The following is a 21964-nucleotide window of genomic DNA, read 5'->3' on the forward strand; positions in this document are numbered from 1 at the left end:
GGAGCGACATCATGACGACGACACCCAAGACAGCCAAGGCCGCCGCTCCCAAAAACCCGGCGAAGGTTTCGCTTGCGAAAACCAAGGCCGCCGCGCCCGAACTGCCGACGATTTCCAGCGTGAAGCTGGTGCCCCTGGCCTTGATCGACATCGCGCCCCAGGTGCGGACCGTGTTCGATGAAGACTCAATCCGGGAACTCGCCGACGACATCCTGACGCGTGGATTGCTGCAGCCGGTCCTATTGAATCCGCACGGCGCACGGTTCACGCTCATCGCCGGCGAGCGGCGCTTGCGCGCCTGCCGCCTGGCGGAACTCTCCGACATACCGGCGCTGGTCACCAAAGCATCAGCGGCCGACGCGCTGCTGATACAGCTGGCGGAGAACATCCAGCGCGAAGACCTCGAGCTGCAGGACCAGGTCAACACGATCCGGTTATTGCATGACAACCTCAAGAGCGTTGCGGCCGTGGCCGAGACGGTGAAGAAGTCGGCGGGATGGGTGTCCAAGCGCCTCGCCCTGTCACATCCTGATCTGCACTGGATGGCCAGCAACCTCATGCAAGACGGCGTTACCGAGGACGTCGAAATTCTCAATTGCTTGAGTTCGATTGCAGAACTCAGCTACAGCAAAGGCAACGAATTGACGCAACAAATCCGCGAAGGCAAAGCGACCCGGGAAACCGCGCGCCAGGTGCTCAAGGCGTTGAAGACCGAGGCGAAGGCTAAACCCGGGCCGATCCTGTCCGACGCTGACCGCGAACAGACGCGCCAGGCGCAAGAAGAACGGATGGCCACACTGGCGGCCGAGCGCATCGCCAAAGATAAAGAAGCCAACGAAGGCCACGGCCCGCGCTTCATCGAGCGCGCTTTGCGCCAGCTGCAGACACTGTGCGCCGAGCCGAGCGAAGACGCACCGAACGCGGCCGATGAATTCCTGAATACCCTCAACACGGAGCAGCACACCGCCCTACTCGACCACCTGCAGCAACACCAGGAGAGCGCACAACGCTGGACCTTCGAGGAATGGGCCAGGGCGCTGCATCCTTGGAATGATGGACCGAGTTACCTTGAGCATTTCGTCGCCCTAATGGCGATTAAAGGACAGAAGTTCGACAACCTCTATGCCCTGGTAACGATCCTGCAGAGCGCGAACCGGGAGGGCGAGCAATGACGCCGGCGACCGAAGCTAAAGCGGCCGCGATCCGGGCCGCTTTAAGTAATGAACCCTTCCACAAGGAGCGACCTAACACCAAAGCCGCCGCATTACTCGCCATGCTCACCAGCGCCAACAAGGAAGAACGCGAAAGCGGGAAACGTGAAGTGCGCGAGCTGGTGAAGATCGGCGCCGAGGTCCTGCAGGCCGACCAGGACGCCGCCGACCTGGCCAACTTTGCCAACCGGCACGAGCCTTGAGCTTTCGCATGCGAAAATCTTTTAGGCTACACTTACCGCACAGGAGAACCGCACCATGACCGACGCTGTAGAGAATCTGATCCTCGAACACCTGAAGCGCTTCCAGGTTGGACAGGACAACATTAACCGCAAGCTTGACGAGCTGATCCGGCGCACAGGCAATCTTGAAGCCGGCCAGGCGTCGATCATTCAGCATCTGGGCCACCTGGCCGCCGCCGACGCTTCGCAGCAACTCACGGCCGACGGCCTCAATGAACGTCTTGAACGCATCGAGCGCCGGCTGGAATTGAACGGTTGAGTTATCCCCAGTTTGTGTGGACAAACGCCCTCAATAGAGGGCGTTTTACTTGGTGGATCAAGGGGCCGCTGGCGCTGGTTAAAACTTGTCCCCGCCATTACTCCAAGCGACCAGGGCGCGCACTTCATCGGGCCACATCGCCCGCCCGCCTCGCTCCTGATCTTCCTTGAGCATCGCCATCAACGCGGAATACTCAAAGGGGCTGTACCAGGTGCCGCGAAAGCGGCGATAGCCCAGCGACCACCACACGGCCGCATTGATCGCCCGCAACCACACGAACAGCAACGCTGCTCCGGAGGCGAGCCACAACAGATAGGCGATCATCGCGGCGACAGCCTATATCCGCACCGCTTCGATGAATACCAGAATCTCGGAGCGTTTCTCCTGCCGCTCTTCCCCCAGCAGCCAGCCAAAGAACGGCATCCTGTTCTGAGATTCATCCTCTTGGTCATCCTGCAGGCCGGCCAGGACCACGACTTCGCCAGGCATCAAGCCCAGCTTGGTATTCACGGCGCGCTTGATCAAGGTCGGCGAGCCATTGACGCCGGTCTTCGTGACAACAAAATTGGACAGCTCCTGCTGCAGCTGCAATTCAATGATGTCCTCGCGGATCTCCGGGGTTGCAGTCAGGATTACGCCGCTTTGCTTGTAGTCGACGGACTGGATCGGATTACCATTCTTGTCGAGCTGGGCCGCACCGAGCACCGGGACATCCTGTCCGACGCTAAAACGGGCCTGGGCGCCGTTTCTGACTCTCACCTGGGGCCGAGACACCGACTTAAACCTTACGTCGGCGTCCAGGGCCGATAACACCGCCTCGATGCCGCCCTGCGAGAACTTGACCGACACCCCGCCAAGGATGTTGCCGGCGATCGTGCCCGAGAGCCTGCCGGCCATGATGCTGGCCGCGACCTGGACGGCCGAACCTTCGCGGCGATCGAAGCCGACCTCATACACGGCCGCCTTGAGTACCACTTCACCCATCGGCGTATCCAGATCCGCGAGCAGCTTTCGAATCCTGCTGGTTTCCTTCGAATCGACGCTGAACGCTATCTGGTCGACCTCGCTGCGGTCTATCTGACCTTCGACGCTGGTCGGACTCGGCTGCAGCGGCCCCGGCTGCGTCGGCTGCAGGTCGCGCGTTGGCTGCACTTCCCTGCCCTGCCCGGACTTGATCGAGCGCGCCAGCACAGAGCGCGCCCCCGTGACGCTTTGTACAACGTCGGCCAGGTAGCGCGCCGACCGATAGCGCGGCCGATACACAATTGTTTCATCAACGGCCGCGCCAGGCTTGCCGATCAGCACCACGCCGCCACGTTGCACGACCTCGAAGCCGGCCGACCGCACCAGGTCGGCGACCGCCAACACGGCACGCGCGGTCGACACCTGGCGAAGATCCACCGTATACCGGTCCTGCGATTCGAGCAGTTCATGGGACAACACGAAGGGTTGCCGCGACAGCTCGCCGTAAGCCACGCGTACCAGATCCACCAGGCGCATTTCCGACAGGACCAGCGACACCTTGTCATCAGCGTAGACCGCTGTGCCGAGCATCAGGCCGGCCAGCAACAACCACAAGCGCAGACCGACCGACGCCAGCACGGCCAGCATTAGCTCTGCATACGTCATTTCATCCCCTCAACCAGTCCGCCCGACTTGACACCCGTCCAACCCGACGCCACTTCACCACTCGGCAGCACCACTTCCACGCCCAGGGCTGACAACTTGACGTTAGGCGGATTCTGCAAGACGCGCAGCGACCGCCCGGCACTCAACACGACCGCCATATCCCCGCCCCTCCCGTAATAACCCGCCGCGCGCCAGTCGTCGGTCAGCTCCGGTCCTGCTTTCGCATGCGAAACATTCGCCGGTTGTGCCGCGCCCGGTTTCGCCTGGTTCGCGGCCACCGCTGCCTTGTTGTCTTTCGGTTTGGGATTGAAGAACGAGAACACCACATAAAACGCGCCGAGCATCACCAGGGCGCCGACCGGCAGCACGACCTTGAAAAGCGCCCCCCTCAGGATGTTGCCGCGCCCGTCGATGTTCTCCTCGACGGCATCGGCATCCCCTGCTTTTTTCTGGCTGTGCGACTGGTAGAAAGCGAACTTCGCCGGATCGTAGCTGCGCTGATGGCTGGTCAACGGCCGCCGCGTGAGGCGGGTTTTTTGGAAACAATCGACGCGATAGCGACTATCCGAGCCGATCGCCGTCAGCTTGGTCATCTGGTAAGTTTCCTCGATCACGCCGCGCACCGATCGATGAATGTCGGCCGGGTCCTGCGTAATGATGGCGAGGTCACAGCAAACGCCGGTGACAGGGTGCAGCATCTGCCGGTGCATGCGGATGAAGTTCATCACGCGATCGGGCCGCTTTTCCTTGCCGTCCTCGCTTTTCGGGCCGAGGCCGTTCCAGAAGCGCCAGATTTCATCCAGGGCCAGCAGGTCGCCGCCCTGGATGAACGCCTCGATGTCGTCCTCCTGGTCATGGTCGGTGCGCCAGAACTTCGGCTCGAGCACTTTCTCATGAGGAATGCAGACCAGCTCACCGATGCGGCTTTCCTCGACCCCTTCGCCCAGCATCGCGGCCTTCATCGCCTCGAAGTTCAAACCGGCGATGTTCGACACAACGCGCCGGCCGCGCTTCAGCGCGTTGTAAATGACGACGGTAACGACTTCGTAGGTTTTGCCGGACCCCATGATTCCGACATAGGCTTTAATGGACATACCCTAAAGCCCCAGACGCCGAAACACCTGCCGCAAGCGCAACGCCAACCACACATCGCCGGCGATCGAGAACACCGCAGCCACCCACACCCACCAGGGCGGCTCTAACCAGACAAGCAGCGCAACGGCAAACATCGTCAGACCTTGATGCGCTTGATTTTTACGGAAGCACGAGGCCACGCATCCAGAGCGCGCGCAATATCCTGTGCCTCCCCAACCGTCTTGTAAGCACGGTACGGCTTAAGGTTCTCCCCCGGCGACAGCATCGAACCGAGGAACACCACAAACGCCTCGCCGCGATCCTTGGCAAAACTCCGGGCGCGCGCGAGCACCTTTTGCACCTCGCGGCCCTCATCGTAGGTTTCGCGGTATTCCGCGCCGCCATCATCATGGTCTGAATTGCGTTTGCTCATGACATCACCCTATGAACGGCAAGCGCCGAATCAGGAACCGCGAGACGCCGGCCGAGATCATCAACGGCACGCCGTAGCCGAGTTGGAAGAAATCGAGGAAGTACCAGACGCCCGACCCGACCGACGCAAACGCACTGCTCAGGCCCGACGTCCCGATGAAGCTGCCCAGGTAGCCGACCGCCTTCGGCACCAGGAACACGACCAGCGCAAAGACCGCGCTGAACACCATGAACTTGACGATGACGTCCCGAAAAATCCAGGTCACCAGCGGCGCCAGCAAAAGCGGCATAGGCATATCAGGCCCTCAGAAGTAGGAACAACGCCGCCACAGTCCACACCACGGCCATCGCTGCAGACAGCGTTCCAAAATGACTGTTGATCAGCTGGCAATGACTATCGATTGCGTAAGTGCCACCATTCCAGGCAAATGAGCCCGTCGGACACTCGCTGCTATGTGCTGGCAGCTGCCAGCCGAGCAGGTTGTTAAACGTGCCCGAGAAGAACGCGTCATTGAAGATCGATTCCTCCGGCAACAGCGGGTCTACCGGGTCATCGCCCGTATTCGTGATCGCGTCGATCTTCGGGCCGAGCGTGTTGCTCATCGACTGCGCGGCGCTGGCCGCTTCGCCCGCCCTGGCGTAATCGCTCGGGAATACGATCGGCTCCGACCCCGCACCCGTGCCCGCCGCTGCCGGCGCGTAAGTGCTGGTCGGCGCCGCCGTTACAGTCATCGTGCCCGTCGTCGCGTTGTATTCAAGCCGCTGCGCCGTTGACGTAGTGCTCACTGCATTGACCGCGCCGGCCGCACTGACCTGGACTATCTTGTTTTCAACATACGAATTGCCGTTCGCGTCGACTCTCTGAGTCCTCGTCGTGATCAACGAACCACCGGTTGACACCGCTTGCACCGACACCTGGCGAGGATTGCCGTCCGCGTCGGTCCCCACCGCACTTACCGTGTCATTGGCTGCCGACGTTGAGCTGACCGCGCCTTTGATCTTCGTCGGCGTGTCATCGCCGCTGTATGGCGAAATCGTGGTACCGGTGCGCTGGTAGTCCGCTTTATTGTCCGGTACCGCCGCCCGAACATTGGACACCACACACGAGCCACTAACGAGCGAATACCCGACATCACACCCATCCCGGTAATCCAACGCCGCCACGCTGGTCTGATCCGTATCAAACACAGTACCGAGGGGCGGACTCGATCCGCCGCTGTCCGACGTAACTTTGCACGACCGACCGCCCGTCAGCGGCTGATAATTCACAAAGCACGCGCTACAGGATTCGATCGTTCCCACGGTCGCCCCATAATCCCCCGACCGCCCGCACGAAGTCGCGTCATACGCAGCCTGAGAGTATGGCGCCGGTATCACCGGCACTGTTGGCGCCGCCACAGGTGCCATTGCAGTCATCGCCGCCGTCGATCCGGTCGCCGTTGATAGCGGCACGCGAACCTGACCATTCTCCACCGGCGAATCACCAGGTGTTAACAGGATCGCCGCCATCGCGATGCCGCCCAATACAGCGGACCCCGCCGCCACGGTTGCATCAGCCATCAACACCGCGCCAGCTGCATCCACCAGCGCAACACCGATCGGAACCGCCAACGGCAGAATTGCCCGCGCCTCGCGATACGGCATCACCGTCAACCACACGGCCACGATCGGCAGCAACAGACGCGCCACCAGGCAACGACGGGCGTTAATCACTGGAAAGCCCCTTGATCATCGCCCAGGCGGTCAGCATGCCGTACAGGGCGAAAACGAGATACCACGCATCAGACGAGTTCATTGCCGGCGATCGAATTCAGCTTCAGACAACACCGGCAAGCCGGCCGCGCGATTGTCCCGCGCGTATTCCGAATAGCTGTAATCCTCGTAAGGGTCGAAGCCCTCCGGGTCCAGCTCGTAACCATCGCCACCACGGACGGCCGCAAGAATCATCTTGACGCCCTTCACGGCGACATAGACGTAAACCAACGCGATAGCCACAAACAGCACCGTTTCCACAACAGTCGATAAATCGACCATCGCAGTCACTGCAGATAGATCGGGACCGGCCATGATTTACCCCTTGTAATTTCGCATGCGAAACGCGGGAAGGCGTGCACACCCCCCCGCTGTTCGTCAGGTATTAACCGCCACGGACAGCGGCGATGACCATCTTGGCGCCCTTCCAGGCGATGTAGACCACGATCAGCGCCGCGGCCACACCCAGGACAGCGGTGGTCACCGTGCCGAAGTCCACGGCGGTGGTCAGCGTGCTCAGGTCCGGACCCACGGCGTGCGCCGAGAAGCCCAGCATGGACAGGCCCGCGAACAGAAGGCCGACCAGGTACTGCTTGGTTTTTGCAAACATGGTGTATCTCCCTACAGGTGCGCGGATGCCGCCGCGCCGGTTTTGGCGAACTCGCCAGAAATCGTTACCACTTCTTTACGGCCTCGAGGATCAGGCCGACGTTTTGCGACAGGAGCCAAGTCATCGACACGCCCAGGAAGAAGAAGGCGAAGACCCCGCCTGCCGCGACTGGATCAAAGTCCGGCGCGTCGGGCGTGCTACAGGTCGCCAGTTGGATCGAGCCGGTGCGACTATTCAGGCCGTTGCCGGTCATTGCCCGCGTTTCGACGGAATAGCTCAGGTTCCCCGTTCCGGTGATGCTCGACGCCACATGCCCGGTCCACTGCACTTCACCAATCACCGGGAAGGTTGTCTGGAAAGCTTCCAGGGCTTCCTCGGCGGTGGCGTAGCAATGGCCGGCGTAGGCGAAGAACATCAGGTCTTACTCGACCAGGCGCAATTTGATGTCGGCGGTCTGCACCGACTCGATAACGCCGTCCTCGTCAGGTTTCTTGTTGTAGCGCCGGCCATAGCCGGAGAGCCGACAGCGCGCCGTGACAATCTCGCCCGGTGCGCCGAATTTCTGATCTGACATAACTTCGACCGTTCCCGGCGCTTCGAACTCATCGCCACTCGCCGGCAGACGAACCAGAGTGAAATACAGCTTGCGCTTGTCTTTCGTGGTTTCACCACGGACCCCCGTGACCTTGCCGTAAATCACGACTTCGTTATTTACAACTTCCACCTTTTTGCCTGCTTCCAGCTTGGTTACAGCGTTCATCACACTTCTCCTTTAGGCCGCAGCCCGTAATTGGCCCCACTCAACAGGGCATTGGTTGAACAACGAATGATTGGACACAGGCGAACGGCATAGACGCGCATTGGTGCGCAGCGGCGCGAAGTCGCGCGGCAATGCAGCTTCATTGGCGATGATGATCACGTTCGACGCGAGCCACGACACACCGGCATCCACCAGGCGGCGGCGATTGACGTAAAACTGGCTGCGACCGTATTCGGTCTGCACAACATCTTCGCCGCGCGTTGTCATCTGGAGCCAGAAGGCAAACAGGCCATTGGCCGAGCGCTTGCCATAGATCGAGTTAAGCCTGGCTTTCACCTGGTCATGCGTGCGCACAGTTTCCATTTCCGTTTTCCCTTCCCGTAGCAGCTTGAATACTTCGTGGTCGTGAATCTTCTTCAAATACTCATCCGTGATTTCTGACACCAAAGGAAAATGACCGAAGTCGTACATGAGCTTTTCCGCATTGATCTGAACTTCCGCACGTAACCTGTTATCCGCTAATCGCTGTAATGCCTTGATCCGCTTTTCCACTTGCGGGCGGTAGTTGCCAACATCGCCGCCCTCTTGACCTCTGAACCAATCGTTGACCTGCAATCGCTCGCCGCGCTGGCGCTGGTAGTAGAACGAGAGCGCTTTGCGCACTCTCGGAATTTCATGCTCTTTGAATTCCGGCCCCTTGTGATAAATCCGCAAGGTGGTGAAGGACCCCGGGAAGTGCACCGAGTTGATGCCGTACTTGGCCGACTTCGCCGATCGGCGCGGAAACTTGCAATGGCTGATCCCCCGAAAGAATTCGCCGATCGCGGCCGGCGTCAGGCGGAACACTTCGGCCCAATCGACGCGGCGGACTTCCCACCGATCGGCCGAGGGGAGCGCGCCTTGCGGATCGCCGAACTTATCCACCGGACAGCGGAACAGTTCACCCAGAAGATCGATGAACAGCCGGCAGCGCCCCGGGAAGTTCTCGACCTGGCCGAACACGTTCTGGCCGTAGAAGACTTTATGCAGCGATGTCTCGACCAGAATGTAAGGATCGCAGTCGACCAACTCCGTGCGACCGGACGGACCTGCCACCCAATCCTTGCGCATCACGTTGAAGCTGATCCGGGAATCCCACGAGCCCTCGAGCTGGCCGTTCGTGATCGCGTACAGCGTTTCGCCGGTCGAGAGGTCTACGCCGGTCTTGAGAATGGTCTGGTTGTAGAGAAAGTCAGCGAGACTTTCATCAATCGTGGGCGATCGAAGCTTCACTGTGTCAATGCCCATCCGGGAAATCCTCAAAATCCGGTAAACCGGACTGATCTGCGGTGCTACACCGCCGCAGATCAGAAAACCCAAGGTCAAAACCGGTGGGCTTTTCTTTGGTTTGGGGCGCCGAGGCCATCGCCGGCTGGCTGTCCGTCCTCGCTTCGCTCCGGGCGGGCAGGCAGGCGGCGACGGCGGCCGCCCATTCGTTCAATTGACCAGGTACGCCGTACATCAGGAATGACCTCGATTGACAACAATCGAAGCGGCCGGCCGACCGGCGCCGGTCCGATCGGGGACCGCAAACGGGGATTTTTGTCGGAATTGTTGCTGCCATCGCAACGAACGACGGCGCAGAAGGATGCCAAGCACTTTCATCGCGCCAGGCTTCAATGGCTGGAACTGACAGAGCTGCAGGCCGATGCGCGCCCAACGGATAGCGCCACCACTTCGTAGACCGAACATCAGCGAACACCCGGCAGCGCGAGCAGCTCGCGCAGCGTGAGATACGGGAACGGCGAGGGCCCCTGTTCCGGGCGTTCGTCCAGATCGAGGCCTTGCCACATCGTGCCAACGCAGCGCGCCCAAAGGTCCAAATCCATTCTCAGGCCCATGAAGCCTCCTTGAAAGATGGGGCGGCATGCCCTTGGTATGATGCGAGTTCCACGTCATAAACACACCTTGGGAGCCGCCCGTGATCGAAAAGTACATATTCGGCATCGTCGTGTTCGTAATACTGATCAGTGCCGCAACAGTTGTGATCTACGTCGAACGCCAAAGCAAACGACAAATCAGCCTTCCGGCCTACAACCACCGAAGGCTCATGACATCCATCGAAGTCTTGTTCTACGAAAAATTGCGTGCCGCGCTGCCCGAGCTCGCGATATTTCCGCAAGTCGCCCTTTCGGCCATCGTTGACACAATCAAACAGCCCGGCGAAATCACTTGGCGCAACAAGATCGCAAACAAGGTGCTCGATTACGTCGTTTGCGTTCCCGGAAGCTATGAAGTCATCGCCATCATCGAGCTCGACGACAACACGCATAAGCGACCGGCGCGCGTCAAAGCCGACGCTGACAAGAATGCGGCTTTGAACGTCGCCGGCCACAGGCTTTTTCGTTACGAAGCGCGCCAAATGCCATCGCCGGAACGAATCCGAGCCGATTTCTCCAACGCACCCAGCAGAACGTGACAAACCCACGCGACGTTTCCCCTTGACTGACTCGGCCCCGATCGGGCAGAGTGCGCATAACCCAAGATTGGGTATAACCAAAATTGGCTAATTGGACGCGATTAGAACTAACCAAAACTGGTTAGTCAAGGAGAATTTGTAATGGAACTGAAAACCTATATCGCTAAAGGAATAGAAGCGGCACAAGGACCCGCAGCACTGGCGCGCCTTATAGGCGTTCGCCACTCAAGCCTAAACGAAGCGAAACACGGCAAGCGTGGACTACCCCCCGTCGCTTGCGGAAAGCTCGCCGATCTACTAGGCGTCGATCGTTGGGATGTAGTCGCAGCGTCTGAAATACTGACCGAGAAGGACGAAGCGAAGAGGCGGTACCTGCTCCCTTTTGTCCTAGAGATTGTGACGTCTGCCAAGAACCAGCCTGCCCGGATCGCGAACAGTAGTAATCTATAATATTCAAAATTGCCGCGACAAAAAGCTGGATAAATCACAATTAGGGGTAGCACGGCATGAATACAGCGATCAACGAACTGATAGGAAAGCAGGAGCACATAGAAACGGCCGCAAGGGCGCTGAAGGCGATTTCGCATCCGCTGCGCCTGAAAATCCTCTGCGTGGTGGGTGACCAGGAAACCTGCGTGCAGGATATCGTCGAGGCCGTCGGCACTTCACAGAGCAATATCTCGCAACACCTCGCCATTTTGCGCGACAAGGGCGTCCTGCAAACCCGCAAGGATGCCAACCGGGTTTTTTATCGTATTGCCGACCAGCGCACCCTTCAGCTCATCGCCATGATGCGCGAGGTGTTCTGCGGCGTTTCGGCACACAGGGACTAGACGACAATGGAATTTGTGCAAGAGAACATGATTTGGGTGGCGCTGGCCTTGGTCAGCGGCGGCATGCTGTTGTGGCCGATGGTGGCAGGCGGCGGTGTCGACAATCTGACTCCGGCGCAGGCGACCCTGCTGATGAACCGCGAAGACGCGCTGGTGCTGGATGTGCGCGAAGCCGCAGAGTGGAGTTCCGGCCACATCACCGGGGCGCGCCACATCACTCTCGGTCAGCTTGAGAAACGCATGTCCGAACTGGAGAAATTCAAGGACAAGCCGATCATTGTCATCTGCGCGTCGGGCAACCGCTCCTCGTCGGCCTGCGGCCAGTTGAAGAAAAGCGGCTTTGCCAAGGTATTCAGCCTTGCCGGCGGAATTGCCAGCTGGCGGGATTCCAGTCTGCCCCTGACTACCAAGTCCTGAGCTGGGAAACTCAAATGGCCAAAGTTTTGATGTATTCCACCGCCGTCTGTCCTTACTGCGTGCGCGCCGAGCAACTGCTGACACGCAAGGGCGTCACCGAAATCGAAAAAGTCCGCGTCGACCTCGCGCCCGACCGGCGCGAAGAAATGATGCAGAAGACCGGCCGCCGCACGGTGCCGCAGATCTTCATCGGCGAGACCCACGTCGGCGGTTGCGACGATCTCTACGAAATGGAGCGCCAGGGCAAGCTCGATCCACTGCTGGCCGCGTAGAATTCGACCCTTTCCCTCACTATCCAATTCATCATGAGCGACGAGCAGCCGGTTTTCAGCATCGAAAAGATTTACGTCAAGGATCTGTCCATCGAAGTGCCCAACGCACCGCAGATCTTTCTGGAGCGCGAGACGCCGAGCATCGAGGTGCAGATCCAGAGCGCAGCGGTCGCCATCGGCGAGGGCATGTTCGAAGTGGCGCTGACGGTCACCGTGAATGCAAAGGAAGGCGAAAAGGCCTTCTTCCTGGTCGAGGTGGTGAAGGCCGGGATATTCCAGATTCGCAATGTGCCCGAGCAGGACATGGAACCGATACTCGCCGTGGCCTGCCCCAACATCCTGTTCCCCTATGCCCGTGAAACGGTCTCCGACGCGATCAACCGCGCGGGCTTTCCGCCGGTGATCCTCGCTCCCGTCAACTTCGAGTCGCTTTATCAGCAGCGCCTGATGGAACAGCAGCAGGCCGAGAGCAAGATTCAGCTGCAATAGTTGATGATGGCGGCACGCCGATTTACAGCGTTTGTAGTCGGTCTGGCGGCCCTGGCCGCCGCGCCCGCGGCGCATGCGCTGGATTACCTGTCGCTGGCCGAGGCGGCGCCGGCCTACGACGCGCCGTCGGCCAAGGCCCGGCCCCTGTTCGTGGTGCTCGCCGGTACCCCGGTGGAACTCGTGGTCGGCCTCGACGGGTGGTCCAAGGTACGCGACAGCCGGGGCGAACTGGTCTGGATCGAGAAGAAACACCTGACGGACAAGCGCAATGTGATCGTGCGCGTGGATCGGGCGCAGGTCCGCGCCGCCGCCGAAGACCAGGCTGCGCTGGTGTTCGAGGCCGAACGCGACGTGGTGCTGGAATTCGTCGAATCCGTTCCGGGCGGCTGGGTCAAGGTCAGGCATCGCGACGGACAGAGCGGTTTTCTCAAGGTGCCGCAAGTCTGGGGCCTGTGAAGTCAGCGACAGGGATGCTGCAAATGAAGGATGCGCGATGCGGATAGCGGTGCTGGGCGCCGGTGCCTGGGGTACGGCGCTGGCCATCGCTTTTGCGGCACGGCATCAGGTGATCCTCTGGGCGCGCGATGCGCAGCGCGTCGCGGACATGGCCCGCCGCCGCGAGAACCAGCGCTATCTTCCGGACTGCCCGTTTCCCGCCGACTTGCAGCTCACCGCCGATTTCAGGGCAGCCCTGGCCGCCGCCGATCTGGCGATCCTCGCCGCACCGCTGGCCGGCCTGCGTTCCCTGCTCGAGCAACTCAAGGCCGACGCGCCAGCCCTGCCATTTCTCTGGGCGTGCAAGGGGCTCGAAGCCGGCAGCGGATTGCTGCCGCATCAGGTGGTGGCCGAAGTGATGGGAGATGCGGCCTGCGGCGTGCTCACCGGACCGAGTTTTGCCCTCGAAGTGGCGCGCGGCCTGCCTACCGCCATCACCCTGGCGTCGAGCGATGCCGCCTTTGCCGAGGCCACCGCGCAGCGCCTGCACGGCGGCAACCTGCGCATCTATGCCAACCCCGACCTGATCGGTGCCGAAGTAGGCGGTGCGGTGAAGAACGTGCTGGCCATCGCGACCGGCATCTGCGACGGACTCGGTCTCGGGCTCAACGCTCGCGCTGCCCTGATCACGCGCGGCCTGGTGGAGATCACCCGATTTGGCGAGGCGCTCGGCGCCCGACGTGAAACCTTCACGGGATTGGCCGGCATGGGCGATCTGATCCTGACCTGCACTGGCGAGCTTTCGCGCAATCGTCGCGTCGGCCTGCTCCTCGCCGAGGGCCGGGCCCTGCCCGAAATTGCCGGCGAACTGGGGCATGTCGCGGAAGGTGTTCCCGCCGCGCGCGAGGTGGCCCGTCGTGCCGCCGAACTCGGCATCGAAATGCCCATCACACGCGCGGTGACCGCCGTACTCGACGGTCGCATCACGCCGCGCGCCGCCGTGGAACAACTGATGGCGCGCGAGGCGAAGAACGAGTGAACTGCTCATCCCCCAGCCCCTTCTCGGCGAGAAGGGGTGACTTTGGCTCGCTACGCTCGCGGTGACTACGACGGCCTGCCTTGGGGCGGCCCGGCGGCAGGCTAGACGCCGCCGGCGAATCCCTGCTGTCGCCAGGCCTCATAGACCATGACCGCCACGGCGTTCGACAGATTCAGGCTGCGATTTCCAGGTATCAAGGGCAGGCGCAGGCGGTGGCCTTGCTCGATGTCGGCCAGTACCGCGGCCGGCAGTCCGCGCGATTCCGAACCGAAAACGAAGACGTCGCCGGGCTGAAAGGCTTTATCGCAGTGAGGGGAACTGCCCTTCGTCGTCAGCGCAAACAGCCGGGCATCGCCCAGCACCGAGCGGCAGGCGGCCCAGTCGGGATGCACCGAAACCTTCACCAGTTCGGCGTAATCCATACCGGCGCGGCGCAACTGTGCTGCCGACAGGTCGAAGCCGAGCGGTTCGACGAGGTGCAGCCGGGCTCCGGTGTTGGCGCAAAGACGAATCACATTCCCGGTGTTGGGCGGGATTTCCGGGGCCACGAGGACAACATGGAACACTTGCAGGGACCTCCGAAAAACACTGGTTCAGAAGAATCAGCTGATTAGCCAAAAACTTTCGTGCAAAATCACAAAATCAAGGCCAGGATTCTAAGGCCGCATTGGAGATAGCCTGATGGCACGTCCGGAAAAGATCCGCCTTGGCGACATGCTGGTGCAGCAGAACCTCCTTACCGGAGAGCAGCTCAAGCTTGCGCTTGACGAACAGAAACGCTCGGGTCGCAAGCTGGGGCGGGTTCTGGTCGACAGCGGTTTTGTCACGGAAGACGGCATTTCCGTCGCTTTGGCGCGTCAACTCGGCACGGATTTCGTCGATCTCAAGACCTTCCGCCTACAGCCCGAACTGATCCGGCTGTTGCCCGAAGCCCAGGCGCGCCGGCATCGTGCCCTGGTATTGAGCGAGCGTGCCGGGATGCTGGTGGTGGGCATGGCCGATCCGACCGATCTTGGCGCGTTTGACGAACTGGCGCGCAATCTCAAGCGCGAGATCGACCTTGCCGTGGTGACCGAAAGCCAGCTCCTGTCCGCGATCGACCGCGTCTATAGTCGCGCGGCCGAAATCAGCGGTCTGGCCAAGGAACTCACGGCCGACATGGGCGACGTGTCGACCGAGTTCGGCAACATCCTGGGCCTGACTGCCGGTGCCGAGGATGCGCCGGTGGTCAAGCTGCTCAACACGGTGTTCGAAGAGGCGCTCAAGATGCGCGCCTCCGACATCCACATCGAGCCGCAGGAAGCATCGTTGCTGATCCGCTTTCGCATCGACGGCGTGCTCCACGTGCAGACCGAAGCAGATGCGAAGATTTCAACGGCGCTGGTATTGCGCCTGAAGCTGATGTCCGGCCTGGATATTTCCGAAAAGCGCCTGCCGCAGGACGGACGCTTCAACATCAAGCTGCGCACTACCGCGATCGACATTCGTATTTCGTCGATGCCGACCCAGCACGGCGAATCCGTGGTCATGCGTCTGCTGGCGCAGAATACCGGCCTGTTGCAGCTTGACCGCCTCTATATGCCGCCGCGCATCCTGGAGCGCTTTCGCCACGCCATCGCGCGGCCGTCGGGCATCGTGCTGGTCACCGGCCCGACCGGATCGGGCAAGACCACCACGCTGTACGCAGCGCTGAACGAACTGAACACGCCGGAAAAAAAGATCATCACCGTCGAGGATCCGGTCGAATATCGTCTGCCCGGACTCAACCAGGTGCAGGTGCACGAAAAGATCGATCTCTCCTTCTCGCGTGTGCTGCGCACCGCCTTGCGCCAGGACCCGGACATCATCCTGCTGGGCGAAATGCGCGACCAGGAGACTGCCGAGATCGGCATGCGCGCGGCCATGACCGGCCACCTCGTACTCTCGACCCTGCACACCAACGACGCGCTCTCGACGCCGATTCGCCTGCTCGACATGGGCGTGCCGCGCTACATGGTGGCCTTGTCGATCCAGATGGTGCTGGCGCAGCGCCTGGTGCGCGTCACCTGCCAGAACTGTTCGGTTCCCTACGCGCCGAACCCGCACGAGCATTTGTGGCTGAAGGCCGAGCTGGGCGACCATGTGGACGGCGTCGAGTACAAGCATGGCGAAGGCTGCAGCCACTGCGCCAACACCGGCTATCAGGGCCGTCAGGCGGTGTATGAGATTCTCGACATGAACAATGCATTGGTCGAGGCGGTGAATCGCGGCGATCCCAACGAATTCATGCAGATCGGACGCGAGCAGATGGCCGGCAATACCCTGCGTCGGGATGCCGTACGGCTGGTCGTCAGCGGCCGCACCACCATCGAAGAAGCGATGCGCATCAGCACGCAGCTCGACGAGTAGCAGGCGGATGCCCAACTTCGCCTATCGCGGCCGCAATGCCGCCGGGGAAATCGTGCAGGGCATCATGGAGGGCGCGACCGCCGGGGCCGTGGCCGACCTGCTGGTCGGCAAAGGCACCACGCCGATGGAGATCAAGCCGACAACGGCCGCCCTGAACCGGGCCGACAACGATCTCGGCATGAACCGAAGTGTGTTCCGGCAAAAAGTCGAGCACATGGATGTGCTGCTGTTTTCACGGCAGATTCACACCCTGCTGCGCGCCGGGGTGCCCATCATGCGCGCGCTGGCCGGCCTGCAGGAATCCAGCACCAATTCGGCGATGAGGGAGGTCTTGCAGGATGTGCGCGAAAGCCTGGATTCCGGCCGCGAACTGTCGCTCTCGCTGGCGCGCCATCCGAAGGTTTTCTCGCCCTTTTACCTGTCCATGGTGCGCGTCGGCGAAATGACCGGCCGCCTGGAGGAAGTCTTCATCCGCCTGTTCGATCACCTGGCTTTCGAGCGTTTCATGAAGGATCAGGTGAAGTCGGCGCTGCGCTATCCCTCGTTTGTCATCGCCGCGATGGCACTGGCCCTCATCGTCGTCAATATTTTTGTGATTCCGGCCTTCGCCAAGGTATTCAAGGGCTTCGGCGCCGAACTGCCGTTCATGACACGGCTGCTGATCGGCTTTTCGGATTTCATGCTGAACTGGTGGCATGCGCTGCTGCTGGGCATCATTGTCGCTGTGCTCGCCTTCAATGCCTGGCGCAAGACACGCAAGGGCCGCTATGACTGGGACCGATTCAAGCTGAAAATTCCGATTGCCGGAAAGATAGTCCGCAAGGCTACATTGGCGCGCTTTGCGGCAAGCTTTGCCCTGGCATCGCGCAGCGGGGTGCCGATCATCCAGGCCTTGACCAATGTCGCGGAAACGGTGGACAACGCCTATATCGCCGACAAGGTGGAAAAGATGCGGGACGGCGTCGAGCGCGGCGAAAGCATCCTGCGCACGTCGATTGCCGCGGGGGTGTTTACGCCCGTGGTGCTGCAGATGATTGCCGTGGGCGAGGAGTCCGGTGCACTGGACGACATGATGAAGGAAGTCGCCGATATGTATCAGGGCGAAGTCGAATACGAACTGAAGACCCTGGCGCAGCAGATCGAACCGATCCTGATTATTTCGCTGGGCATCATGGTCCTGATCCTGGCGCTCGGCATCTTCCTGCCGCTGTGGGACCTGGGCAAGGTGACCATGAAAAAGTGAGCGTCGACATGAAGCGTCAGCGCGGGGCCAGCAAGTTCGAATTCGCCATCACGGTCGCGATCCTCGGCGTCCTCGCCGCTGCCCTGCTGGTACGTCTGGACGCGATCCAGGCCGAGGCGGAGCGTACCGAGGTCGCCCTGACGGTGCGCAACATGCGCGTTGGCATACAGTGGGCGATCGGCGAGCGCATCATGCGCGGCGAGGAAGGTCGCATCGGCGAAGTGGCGGAGGCCAGCCCGATGGATTTTCTCGGGCATCGCCCGCCTGGCTTCACCACAGGGCGGGTCGCCGAGACTCCCGGGCAGTGGGCCTACGATCCGCTTACCCGCGAACTCAGCTACCTGCCGCGCCTGCCGCAGGCTTTCGACCATGCCGGGGAGTTACGCTGGCGCTACGTGGCCCGCGTCGACGCGTCGGGAAAAACCGTTGGCGCCAGCCTGGTGGGCCTAAACTGAGTGTCTCCGGGGCCGATAATCGCCTCAATGACTTCGATCCGATCTGCTACTTTTCGCCAGTCCTCGAACAGAAAGTCCCCGCGACCATGAAATCAGGCTTCAGTACTCAGCAGGTACGTGGTTTTACGCTTATCGAACTGGTGATCGTGATTACCATCATCGGCATTCTCGCCGCCGTGGCACTGCCACGCCTGATCGACGCCCAGCGCGACGCGCGGGTGGCCAAGGCCAACGCGATCTATGGCTCGATGCGTTCCGCGGTGGGCCTGGCCCGTTCGCGCTGCGAACTGGATCTCGCGGGTACCGCGCCCAGCCTCACCCTGACGAATTGCACCTCGACCCCGCCCAAGGTGAACATGGACGGCCTGATGGTCGATATCGTCAATCGCTATCCGGCCGCCACGGCGACCGGCATCGATGCCGCGGCGGCCCTCAACCTCGCGGCGGACGGCTTGACTGCCGGAGGCACCGGAACCGCGCGGACCTTCGACGTCTCCGGCGGCACCGTGCCCGACTGCCGCATCACCTATCAGGAGGCGACGCTCAGTGGCGGCGTCATCGTCGCGCCGGTAATTTCGGTGGTAACTTCAGGTTGTTAGCGCTAAACTAACCCCATAAAGATTGTGGTATTACTAAGGAGATAGCAATGAAGGCAAGAGGTTTTACCTTGATCGAACTGGTCGTAGTGATAGTGATTCTTGGCATTCTGGCGGCGACGGCGTTGCCGAGGTTTGTCAACCTGACGGGTGACGCCGAGCAGGCAGCGGCCGAAGGCACGGCAGGGGGGATTGCGTCCTCGGCGGCGATTCAGTACGCGGCGAATTTGGCATCGTCCGGCAGAGGCTACTCGGCGGGCGCGGCATGTGGCGGTTCCTATATGCAGACGCCGATCAGCGCCAACTGCCTTACCGCTGGCGATGTTAATTGCACCGTTACCTGCGGTAGCGGTTCATCGGTGGTCACGCTGCCGAATTGATATGGATTTCGCGGCAAGGCTGGTGCAGTCGCGGCGTAGCGGTTCGGGTGGGGATTTCCCAAGCCTAGCTTGACGCGGAATTCAGTTGCCTGCCCGGTCGTGACGACAGCGGCAAGTCTTGGCCTGCTCGCCCTGATGGTGAGCGGGCCATTTCTTTGGCCATTCCACAGCGATCCCCTGCCGGGCTTCTGGAGCGAATGGTGGGCCGCAGCCCTGGGGCTGGCGGCAGTGACGACCGGCTTGGTCGTGATTCGCGGCCGCGCCCTGACGCTGCCCTCGGTGCTGCTGCTGCCGGCCGTCCTGCTGCTGGCCCTGTTGCTCCAGTTCGGACTGCAGCGCCTGGCTTTCCCGCAGATCGGGCTGCTCTATGCGGTCTATCTGCTGTGGGCCGGGATGCTGATGGTACTCGGGCGACATCTGGCCGCAACGCTCGGCCTGGTCCGCCTCGCCGATGTCCTGGCCGGTGCCGTGGCGCTGGCTGCGCTGATCGGCGCGGGAATCGCCCTGGCGCAGTGGCTGGGTGTCGGCGCGGGCCGGGAATGGATATTTCCCAAACTGGGCGGCAGCATTTACGGCAATCTCGGCCAGACCAACCATCACGCGCACTACTCCTGGCTCGGCATCGCCTCGGCGTTCTACCTGCGCGGTCGTGGACTGCTGTCCAGGCCGCTGTTATGGACAGTGATTTCGTTCGTCGCCTTCGGCAGCGTACTCAGCGGTTCGCGCAGCGTGTTCGTCTACCCGCTGGTGCTCGCCGCCGTGTTCGGCTGGTCGCGATTGCGGCAGGCTGACGGCGCGGCGGCAGGCCTGCTGGCCGATGCGGTGCTCCTCCTGCCCGTGGTGATCGGCCTGAGCATGCTGGGCGCCTGGGCGACGCCCCACCTGGCCGAATTGGCGCCCCGGCTCGGTCTGGAACCCGCGGGCGGTCCGGCCTCGATCACGGCAGGCTCGCGCTTGTACGAAATCGCGTCCGGACCCAGCACGCGCTTGGAGATCGCGCGCTCGGCCTGGTCGGCTTTTCTCGAACAGCCCTGGCTGGGGCAGGGTGCAGGCAACTATGCCTGGGCGAGCTTCGTCGCGGCCTCCGCTCATGTTGGGGCCGAGCACTATGCGGTGACGGAGCACGCGCACAATCTGATCCTGCAGATGCTGGCGGAGTTCGGCGCACCGGTGACGGGATTTGTCCTGGTCGTGCTCGGGATCTGGCTCAAGGGTTTTTTCCGCAAACCATGGGAGCTGGAGCAGTCCTGGTGCGCGGCGGTTCTGGCGATTGGCGCGGTCCATGCGTTGCTTGAATATCCGCTGTGGTATGCGTATTTCATGGGGCCGACGGCGCTGCTGCTGGGTGCGGCCGACAGTCGGTCGATCATGGCCTTGTCCGCACGGCGCGTGGCCGTCTATTTGTGCCTGGTTGCCGTCGCGGGGGGGATCATACTTACCGGTTTGCGCAAGGACTACGCCACCCTCGAAGTGGCTGTCTACGCGCCCCTGGCCGCGCATCCGGAGCGGGAGCAGGCCTGGCGCATCACCATGGACCGGCTGCTGATGCTGCATCAGGAATCCCTGCTCTCGCCCTGGGCCTTGCTCGGCTTTGCCACGCTGGCCGAGCCGAGTCGGCAGCAGGCGCAGCATCGGGCGACCCTGTGCGAAAAGGGCATCCGCTTTTCCCCGGCCCGCTGGCTGCTGCTGCGCTGCGCCATGCAACTGGCGATCGCGGGGCGGGAGCGGGATGCGCAGGAACTCGTCTTGAAGGTTTTGCGTGCATTTCCGGCGCTACGCGACACCAGCATCGATGAGTTGGCCAAAGCGGCGCAGAAGCATCCGGAAATCGTGCCGCTGCACGAATTGAGCTTGCTTGATTTGGACCCGGGCCGCAGGAGCCCCAGGCCGCCCGGCTAGCGCAACAGGCCATGCGGAACCTGCAGGAAATCCTGCAGTAATTCCGAATGGACCAAATACAAGCCCTTAGGCCTTGAAATCGGCGCTTGCCTTATGCCTTACCGCCAGTATAGTCAGACGAAAATGGCTCCCAATGCGTCCAGTGCCAAAACTTGTCAAATCGAGAATTGAACCAGGCTGGTTATCCGTGGCGATGCGGGGGGAGCGCGTCGACTTGATCCACATCTGCCGTGAGCCGGGTCGTCAGCCGCGTGTGTTGTTGGCGAATTCGGTGCAGGCGGGAGCCAGCCCCGAGGCAACCCTCGGCGCATTGAGAAAACCGATGCGCCTCGACCGCTATCGCTGCACGGCCTTGCTCCAGCACGGCAGCTATCAGTTGATCCAGACCGATGCAGTTTCCGGTGCGCCCGACGAAGCACGCGAAGTGGCGCGCTGGAAGCTCAAGGACCAGGTCGAGTTCCCGGTCGATGCGGCGGCCATCGATCTGTTGCCGATCCCCTCCGATGGCCGGGCGCCGCAGGTGTTTGCTGCGCTGTCGCCCGAGTCGACGGTGGCGCCCTTGATTCAGGCGTTTCAGGCGGCCAAGGTGCCGCTGGCGGCGATCGACCTGCCCGAAATTTCGCAGCGAAATCTGGCGGCCTTGTTCGAGGAAGAGGGGCGTGGCCTGGCCACGCTGATTTTCGACGATGACGAGGGCCTGCTGACCTTTACCGTGCAGGGTGAATTGCTGGTCGTGCGCCATGTCGAAATCACTGCGCAACAGTTGATCAGGGCCGATGACGACCGCCGCGGCATGCTGTTCGAGCGCATCGCGCTGGACGTGCAGCGCTCGCTGGATAATTTCGACCGCATCTACAGCACGATTACCTTGTCCCATCTCCTGGTGGCGCCGATTCCGGGTGTGGATGGTTTCCTTGGCCATCTGCGCGCCAACCTGACGGTTCCGGTCGTGTCCTTGGACCTGTCGGGTGCACTGGATCTCGGCGCCGTGCCGGCCTTGCTCGATCCCCTGCGTCAGTTTCAGTGTTTGCGCGCGATCGGCGCAGCGCTGCGCGACGACCCGGCGGCTGCATGAGCGCCCCGCACGGTCG

Annotated in this window: 32 protein-coding genes; 19 read left to right on the forward strand and 13 right to left on the reverse strand. The window is 61.7% G+C overall.

The genetic code is table 11. The annotated features are described in order from the left end of the window. Window positions 1–11: 11 nt before the first annotated feature. The 3 genes from RMO95_RS09020 to RMO95_RS09030 are packed head-to-tail and all read left to right on the forward strand — an operon-like array spanning window position 12 to window position 1712. Window positions 12–1172, forward strand: coding sequence for a ParB/RepB/Spo0J family partition protein (locus tag RMO95_RS09020; RefSeq protein ID WP_310450282.1), 1161 nt, complete (start codon window positions 12–14; stop codon window positions 1170–1172). Beyond that, entirely contained in the window at window positions 1169–1414 is a 246-nt protein-coding gene (locus RMO95_RS09025) for a hypothetical protein (protein WP_310450283.1), read from the forward strand. Before RMO95_RS09020 ends, RMO95_RS09025 begins: the two co-directional genes overlap by 4 nt. 55 nt (window positions 1415–1469) lie before the next feature. After that, a complete protein-coding gene (locus RMO95_RS09030; RefSeq protein ID WP_310450284.1) occupies window positions 1470–1712 on the forward strand; it encodes a hypothetical protein in 243 nt (80 codons plus the stop codon). Window positions 1713–1790: 78 nt separating this feature from the next. Here RMO95_RS09030 and RMO95_RS09035 read toward each other — a convergent pair whose 3' ends face one another. From RMO95_RS09035 to RMO95_RS09085, 11 genes are all read right to left on the reverse strand, one after another. Beyond that, complete coding sequence (locus RMO95_RS09035; RefSeq protein ID WP_310450285.1) at window positions 1791–2036, reverse strand: hypothetical protein; 246 nt, start codon at window positions 2034–2036, stop codon at window positions 1791–1793. 12 nt (window positions 2037–2048) lie between these two features. Then, window positions 2049–3341, reverse strand: a complete 1293-nt coding sequence (locus RMO95_RS09040; protein WP_310450286.1) for a hypothetical protein — start codon at window positions 3339–3341, stop codon at window positions 2049–2051. Continuing rightward, a complete protein-coding gene (locus tag RMO95_RS09045) occupies window positions 3338–4435 on the reverse strand; it encodes a zonular occludens toxin domain-containing protein (protein WP_310450287.1) in 1098 nt (365 codons plus the stop codon). Before RMO95_RS09045 ends, RMO95_RS09040 begins: the two co-directional genes overlap by 4 nt. 137 nt (window positions 4436–4572) lie before the next feature. Then, a complete protein-coding gene (locus RMO95_RS09050; RefSeq protein ID WP_310450288.1) occupies window positions 4573–4848 on the reverse strand; it encodes a hypothetical protein in 276 nt (91 codons plus the stop codon). A 4-nt stretch (window positions 4849–4852) separates the two neighbouring features. Continuing rightward, window positions 4853–5137 (reverse strand): DUF2523 family protein, encoded by a 285-nt coding sequence (locus RMO95_RS09055; RefSeq protein WP_310450289.1) that lies wholly within the window; start codon window positions 5135–5137, stop codon window positions 4853–4855. Between the two features lie 7 nt (window positions 5138–5144). Beyond that, the gene (locus tag RMO95_RS09060; RefSeq protein WP_310450290.1) at window positions 5145–6560 is read right to left on the reverse strand and encodes a hypothetical protein; all 1416 of its coding nucleotides are present in this window, start codon (window positions 6558–6560) and stop codon (window positions 5145–5147) included. A gap of 78 nt (window positions 6561–6638) precedes the next feature. After that, on the reverse strand, window positions 6639–6914 hold the full coding sequence (locus RMO95_RS09065) for a hypothetical protein (RefSeq protein WP_310450291.1): 276 nt from the start codon (window positions 6912–6914) through the stop codon (window positions 6639–6641). A gap of 70 nt (window positions 6915–6984) precedes the next feature. Continuing rightward, complete coding sequence (locus RMO95_RS09070; protein WP_310450292.1) at window positions 6985–7209, reverse strand: hypothetical protein; 225 nt, start codon at window positions 7207–7209, stop codon at window positions 6985–6987. A 64-nt stretch (window positions 7210–7273) separates the two neighbouring features. Next, complete coding sequence (locus tag RMO95_RS09075; protein ID WP_310450293.1) at window positions 7274–7624, reverse strand: hypothetical protein; 351 nt, start codon at window positions 7622–7624, stop codon at window positions 7274–7276. Between the two features lie 6 nt (window positions 7625–7630). Beyond that, window positions 7631–7969 carry a hypothetical protein gene (locus RMO95_RS09080; protein ID WP_310450294.1) on the reverse strand — a complete coding sequence of 113 codons (339 nt, stop codon included), beginning with the start codon at window positions 7967–7969 and terminating at the stop codon, window positions 7631–7633. A 12-nt stretch (window positions 7970–7981) separates the two neighbouring features. Then, on the reverse strand, window positions 7982–9328 hold the full coding sequence (locus tag RMO95_RS09085; RefSeq protein WP_310450295.1) for a phage/plasmid replication protein: 1347 nt from the start codon (window positions 9326–9328) through the stop codon (window positions 7982–7984). A gap of 147 nt (window positions 9329–9475) precedes the next feature. Here RMO95_RS09085 and RMO95_RS09090 point away from each other — a divergent pair, with 147 nt between their 5' ends. Next, window positions 9476–9691 (forward strand): hypothetical protein, encoded by a 216-nt coding sequence (locus RMO95_RS09090; RefSeq protein WP_310450296.1) that lies wholly within the window; start codon window positions 9476–9478, stop codon window positions 9689–9691. Window positions 9692–9699: 8 nt separating this feature from the next. Here RMO95_RS09090 and RMO95_RS09095 read toward each other — a convergent pair whose 3' ends face one another. Further along, entirely contained in the window at window positions 9700–9849 is a 150-nt protein-coding gene (locus RMO95_RS09095; RefSeq protein ID WP_310450297.1) for a hypothetical protein, read from the reverse strand. A gap of 80 nt (window positions 9850–9929) precedes the next feature. On the opposite strand from RMO95_RS09095, the gene RMO95_RS09100 reads away from it, so the two are divergent. The 8 genes from RMO95_RS09100 to RMO95_RS09135 all read left to right on the forward strand — a co-directional run bounded on the left by RMO95_RS09100 (window position 9930) and on the right by RMO95_RS09135 (window position 13912). Next, window positions 9930–10427 carry a DUF2726 domain-containing protein gene (locus RMO95_RS09100; protein WP_310450298.1) on the forward strand — a complete coding sequence of 166 codons (498 nt, stop codon included), beginning with the start codon at window positions 9930–9932 and terminating at the stop codon, window positions 10425–10427. 141 nt (window positions 10428–10568) lie between these two features. Beyond that, window positions 10569–10877, forward strand: coding sequence for a hypothetical protein (locus RMO95_RS09105; protein WP_310450299.1), 309 nt, complete (start codon window positions 10569–10571; stop codon window positions 10875–10877). Window positions 10878–10933: 56 nt separating this feature from the next. Continuing rightward, window positions 10934–11260 carry a metalloregulator ArsR/SmtB family transcription factor gene (locus RMO95_RS09110; protein ID WP_310450300.1) on the forward strand — a complete coding sequence of 109 codons (327 nt, stop codon included), beginning with the start codon at window positions 10934–10936 and terminating at the stop codon, window positions 11258–11260. Window positions 11261–11266: 6 nt separating this feature from the next. Beyond that, entirely contained in the window at window positions 11267–11677 is a 411-nt protein-coding gene (locus RMO95_RS09115) for a rhodanese-like domain-containing protein (RefSeq protein ID WP_310450301.1), read from the forward strand. Window positions 11678–11691: 14 nt separating this feature from the next. After that, the gene (grxC, locus tag RMO95_RS09120) at window positions 11692–11949 is read left to right on the forward strand and encodes a glutaredoxin 3 (RefSeq protein ID WP_310450302.1); all 258 of its coding nucleotides are present in this window, start codon (window positions 11692–11694) and stop codon (window positions 11947–11949) included. Window positions 11950–11982: 33 nt separating this feature from the next. Then, complete coding sequence (secB, locus tag RMO95_RS09125; protein ID WP_310450303.1) at window positions 11983–12438, forward strand: protein-export chaperone SecB; 456 nt, start codon at window positions 11983–11985, stop codon at window positions 12436–12438. Window positions 12439–12441: 3 nt separating this feature from the next. After that, complete coding sequence (locus tag RMO95_RS09130; RefSeq protein ID WP_310450304.1) at window positions 12442–12894, forward strand: SH3 domain-containing protein; 453 nt, start codon at window positions 12442–12444, stop codon at window positions 12892–12894. 37 nt (window positions 12895–12931) lie between these two features. Beyond that, window positions 12932–13912 carry an NAD(P)H-dependent glycerol-3-phosphate dehydrogenase gene (locus RMO95_RS09135; protein WP_310450305.1) on the forward strand — a complete coding sequence of 327 codons (981 nt, stop codon included), beginning with the start codon at window positions 12932–12934 and terminating at the stop codon, window positions 13910–13912. 101 nt (window positions 13913–14013) lie between these two features. On the opposite strand, the gene RMO95_RS09140 is transcribed toward RMO95_RS09135, so the two are convergent. Further along, a complete protein-coding gene (locus tag RMO95_RS09140; protein ID WP_310450306.1) occupies window positions 14014–14478 on the reverse strand; it encodes a tRNA (cytidine(34)-2'-O)-methyltransferase in 465 nt (154 codons plus the stop codon). A gap of 115 nt (window positions 14479–14593) precedes the next feature. Here RMO95_RS09140 and RMO95_RS09145 point away from each other — a divergent pair, with 115 nt between their 5' ends. From RMO95_RS09145 to RMO95_RS09175, 7 genes are all read left to right on the forward strand, one after another. Next, window positions 14594–16300 carry a GspE/PulE family protein gene (locus RMO95_RS09145; protein WP_310450307.1) on the forward strand — a complete coding sequence of 569 codons (1707 nt, stop codon included), beginning with the start codon at window positions 14594–14596 and terminating at the stop codon, window positions 16298–16300. A gap of 7 nt (window positions 16301–16307) precedes the next feature. After that, complete coding sequence (locus RMO95_RS09150) at window positions 16308–17543, forward strand: type II secretion system F family protein (protein WP_310450308.1); 1236 nt, start codon at window positions 16308–16310, stop codon at window positions 17541–17543. 8 nt (window positions 17544–17551) lie between these two features. Beyond that, complete coding sequence (locus RMO95_RS09155) at window positions 17552–17998, forward strand: hypothetical protein (protein WP_310450309.1); 447 nt, start codon at window positions 17552–17554, stop codon at window positions 17996–17998. Window positions 17999–18084: 86 nt separating this feature from the next. Beyond that, a complete protein-coding gene (locus RMO95_RS09160) occupies window positions 18085–18597 on the forward strand; it encodes a type II secretion system protein (protein WP_310450310.1) in 513 nt (170 codons plus the stop codon). A 47-nt stretch (window positions 18598–18644) separates the two neighbouring features. After that, a complete protein-coding gene (locus RMO95_RS09165; protein ID WP_310450311.1) occupies window positions 18645–18974 on the forward strand; it encodes a type II secretion system protein in 330 nt (109 codons plus the stop codon). Window positions 18975–19043: 69 nt separating this feature from the next. Continuing rightward, a complete protein-coding gene (locus tag RMO95_RS09170) occupies window positions 19044–20873 on the forward strand; it encodes a PglL family O-oligosaccharyltransferase (protein WP_310450312.1) in 1830 nt (609 codons plus the stop codon). Between the two features lie 73 nt (window positions 20874–20946). Beyond that, window positions 20947–21948, forward strand: coding sequence for a hypothetical protein (locus RMO95_RS09175; RefSeq protein WP_310450313.1), 1002 nt, complete (start codon window positions 20947–20949; stop codon window positions 21946–21948). Window positions 21949–21964 lie beyond the last annotated feature (16 nt).

This window comes from Sulfuritalea sp. (genome assembly GCF_031426875.1).
Lineage (GTDB): Bacteria > Pseudomonadota > Gammaproteobacteria > Burkholderiales > Rhodocyclaceae > Sulfuritalea.

Excerpts from the sequence above, each read along its gene's own strand:
- RMO95_RS09020 (WP_310450282.1), top strand. The coding sequence starts at position 12 with ATGACGACGACACCCAAGACAGCCAAGGCCGCCGCTCCCAAAAACCCG.
- RMO95_RS09025 (WP_310450283.1), top strand. The coding sequence starts at position 1,169 with ATGACGCCGGCGACCGAAGCTAAAGCGGCCGCGATCCGGGCCGCTTTA.
- RMO95_RS09030 (WP_310450284.1), top strand. The coding sequence starts at position 1,470 with ATGACCGACGCTGTAGAGAATCTGATCCTCGAACACCTGAAGCGCTTC.
- RMO95_RS09035 (WP_310450285.1), bottom strand. The coding sequence starts at position 2,036 with ATGATCGCCTATCTGTTGTGGCTCGCCTCCGGAGCAGCGTTGCTGTTC.
- RMO95_RS09040 (WP_310450286.1), bottom strand. The coding sequence starts at position 3,341 with ATGACGTATGCAGAGCTAATGCTGGCCGTGCTGGCGTCGGTCGGTCTG.
- RMO95_RS09045 (WP_310450287.1), bottom strand. The coding sequence starts at position 4,435 with ATGTCCATTAAAGCCTATGTCGGAATCATGGGGTCCGGCAAAACCTAC.
- RMO95_RS09050 (WP_310450288.1), bottom strand. The coding sequence starts at position 4,848 with ATGAGCAAACGCAATTCAGACCATGATGATGGCGGCGCGGAATACCGC.
- RMO95_RS09055 (WP_310450289.1), bottom strand. The coding sequence starts at position 5,137 with ATGCCGCTTTTGCTGGCGCCGCTGGTGACCTGGATTTTTCGGGACGTC.
- RMO95_RS09065 (WP_310450291.1), bottom strand. The coding sequence starts at position 6,914 with ATGGCCGGTCCCGATCTATCTGCAGTGACTGCGATGGTCGATTTATCG.
- RMO95_RS09070 (WP_310450292.1), bottom strand. The coding sequence starts at position 7,209 with ATGTTTGCAAAAACCAAGCAGTACCTGGTCGGCCTTCTGTTCGCGGGC.
- RMO95_RS09075 (WP_310450293.1), bottom strand. The coding sequence starts at position 7,624 with ATGTTCTTCGCCTACGCCGGCCATTGCTACGCCACCGCCGAGGAAGCC.
- RMO95_RS09080 (WP_310450294.1), bottom strand. The coding sequence starts at position 7,969 with ATGAACGCTGTAACCAAGCTGGAAGCAGGCAAAAAGGTGGAAGTTGTA.
- RMO95_RS09090 (WP_310450296.1), top strand. The coding sequence starts at position 9,476 with ATGACCTCGATTGACAACAATCGAAGCGGCCGGCCGACCGGCGCCGGT.
- RMO95_RS09095 (WP_310450297.1), bottom strand. The coding sequence starts at position 9,849 with ATGGGCCTGAGAATGGATTTGGACCTTTGGGCGCGCTGCGTTGGCACG.
- RMO95_RS09105 (WP_310450299.1), top strand. The coding sequence starts at position 10,569 with ATGGAACTGAAAACCTATATCGCTAAAGGAATAGAAGCGGCACAAGGA.
- RMO95_RS09110 (WP_310450300.1), top strand. The coding sequence starts at position 10,934 with ATGAATACAGCGATCAACGAACTGATAGGAAAGCAGGAGCACATAGAA.
- RMO95_RS09115 (WP_310450301.1), top strand. The coding sequence starts at position 11,267 with ATGGAATTTGTGCAAGAGAACATGATTTGGGTGGCGCTGGCCTTGGTC.
- grxC (WP_310450302.1), top strand. The coding sequence starts at position 11,692 with ATGGCCAAAGTTTTGATGTATTCCACCGCCGTCTGTCCTTACTGCGTG.
- secB (WP_310450303.1), top strand. The coding sequence starts at position 11,983 with ATGAGCGACGAGCAGCCGGTTTTCAGCATCGAAAAGATTTACGTCAAG.
- RMO95_RS09130 (WP_310450304.1), top strand. The coding sequence starts at position 12,442 with ATGATGGCGGCACGCCGATTTACAGCGTTTGTAGTCGGTCTGGCGGCC.
- RMO95_RS09135 (WP_310450305.1), top strand. The coding sequence starts at position 12,932 with ATGCGGATAGCGGTGCTGGGCGCCGGTGCCTGGGGTACGGCGCTGGCC.
- RMO95_RS09145 (WP_310450307.1), top strand. The coding sequence starts at position 14,594 with ATGGCACGTCCGGAAAAGATCCGCCTTGGCGACATGCTGGTGCAGCAG.
- RMO95_RS09150 (WP_310450308.1), top strand. The coding sequence starts at position 16,308 with ATGCCCAACTTCGCCTATCGCGGCCGCAATGCCGCCGGGGAAATCGTG.
- RMO95_RS09155 (WP_310450309.1), top strand. The coding sequence starts at position 17,552 with ATGAAGCGTCAGCGCGGGGCCAGCAAGTTCGAATTCGCCATCACGGTC.
- RMO95_RS09160 (WP_310450310.1), top strand. The coding sequence starts at position 18,085 with ATGAAATCAGGCTTCAGTACTCAGCAGGTACGTGGTTTTACGCTTATC.
- RMO95_RS09165 (WP_310450311.1), top strand. The coding sequence starts at position 18,645 with ATGAAGGCAAGAGGTTTTACCTTGATCGAACTGGTCGTAGTGATAGTG.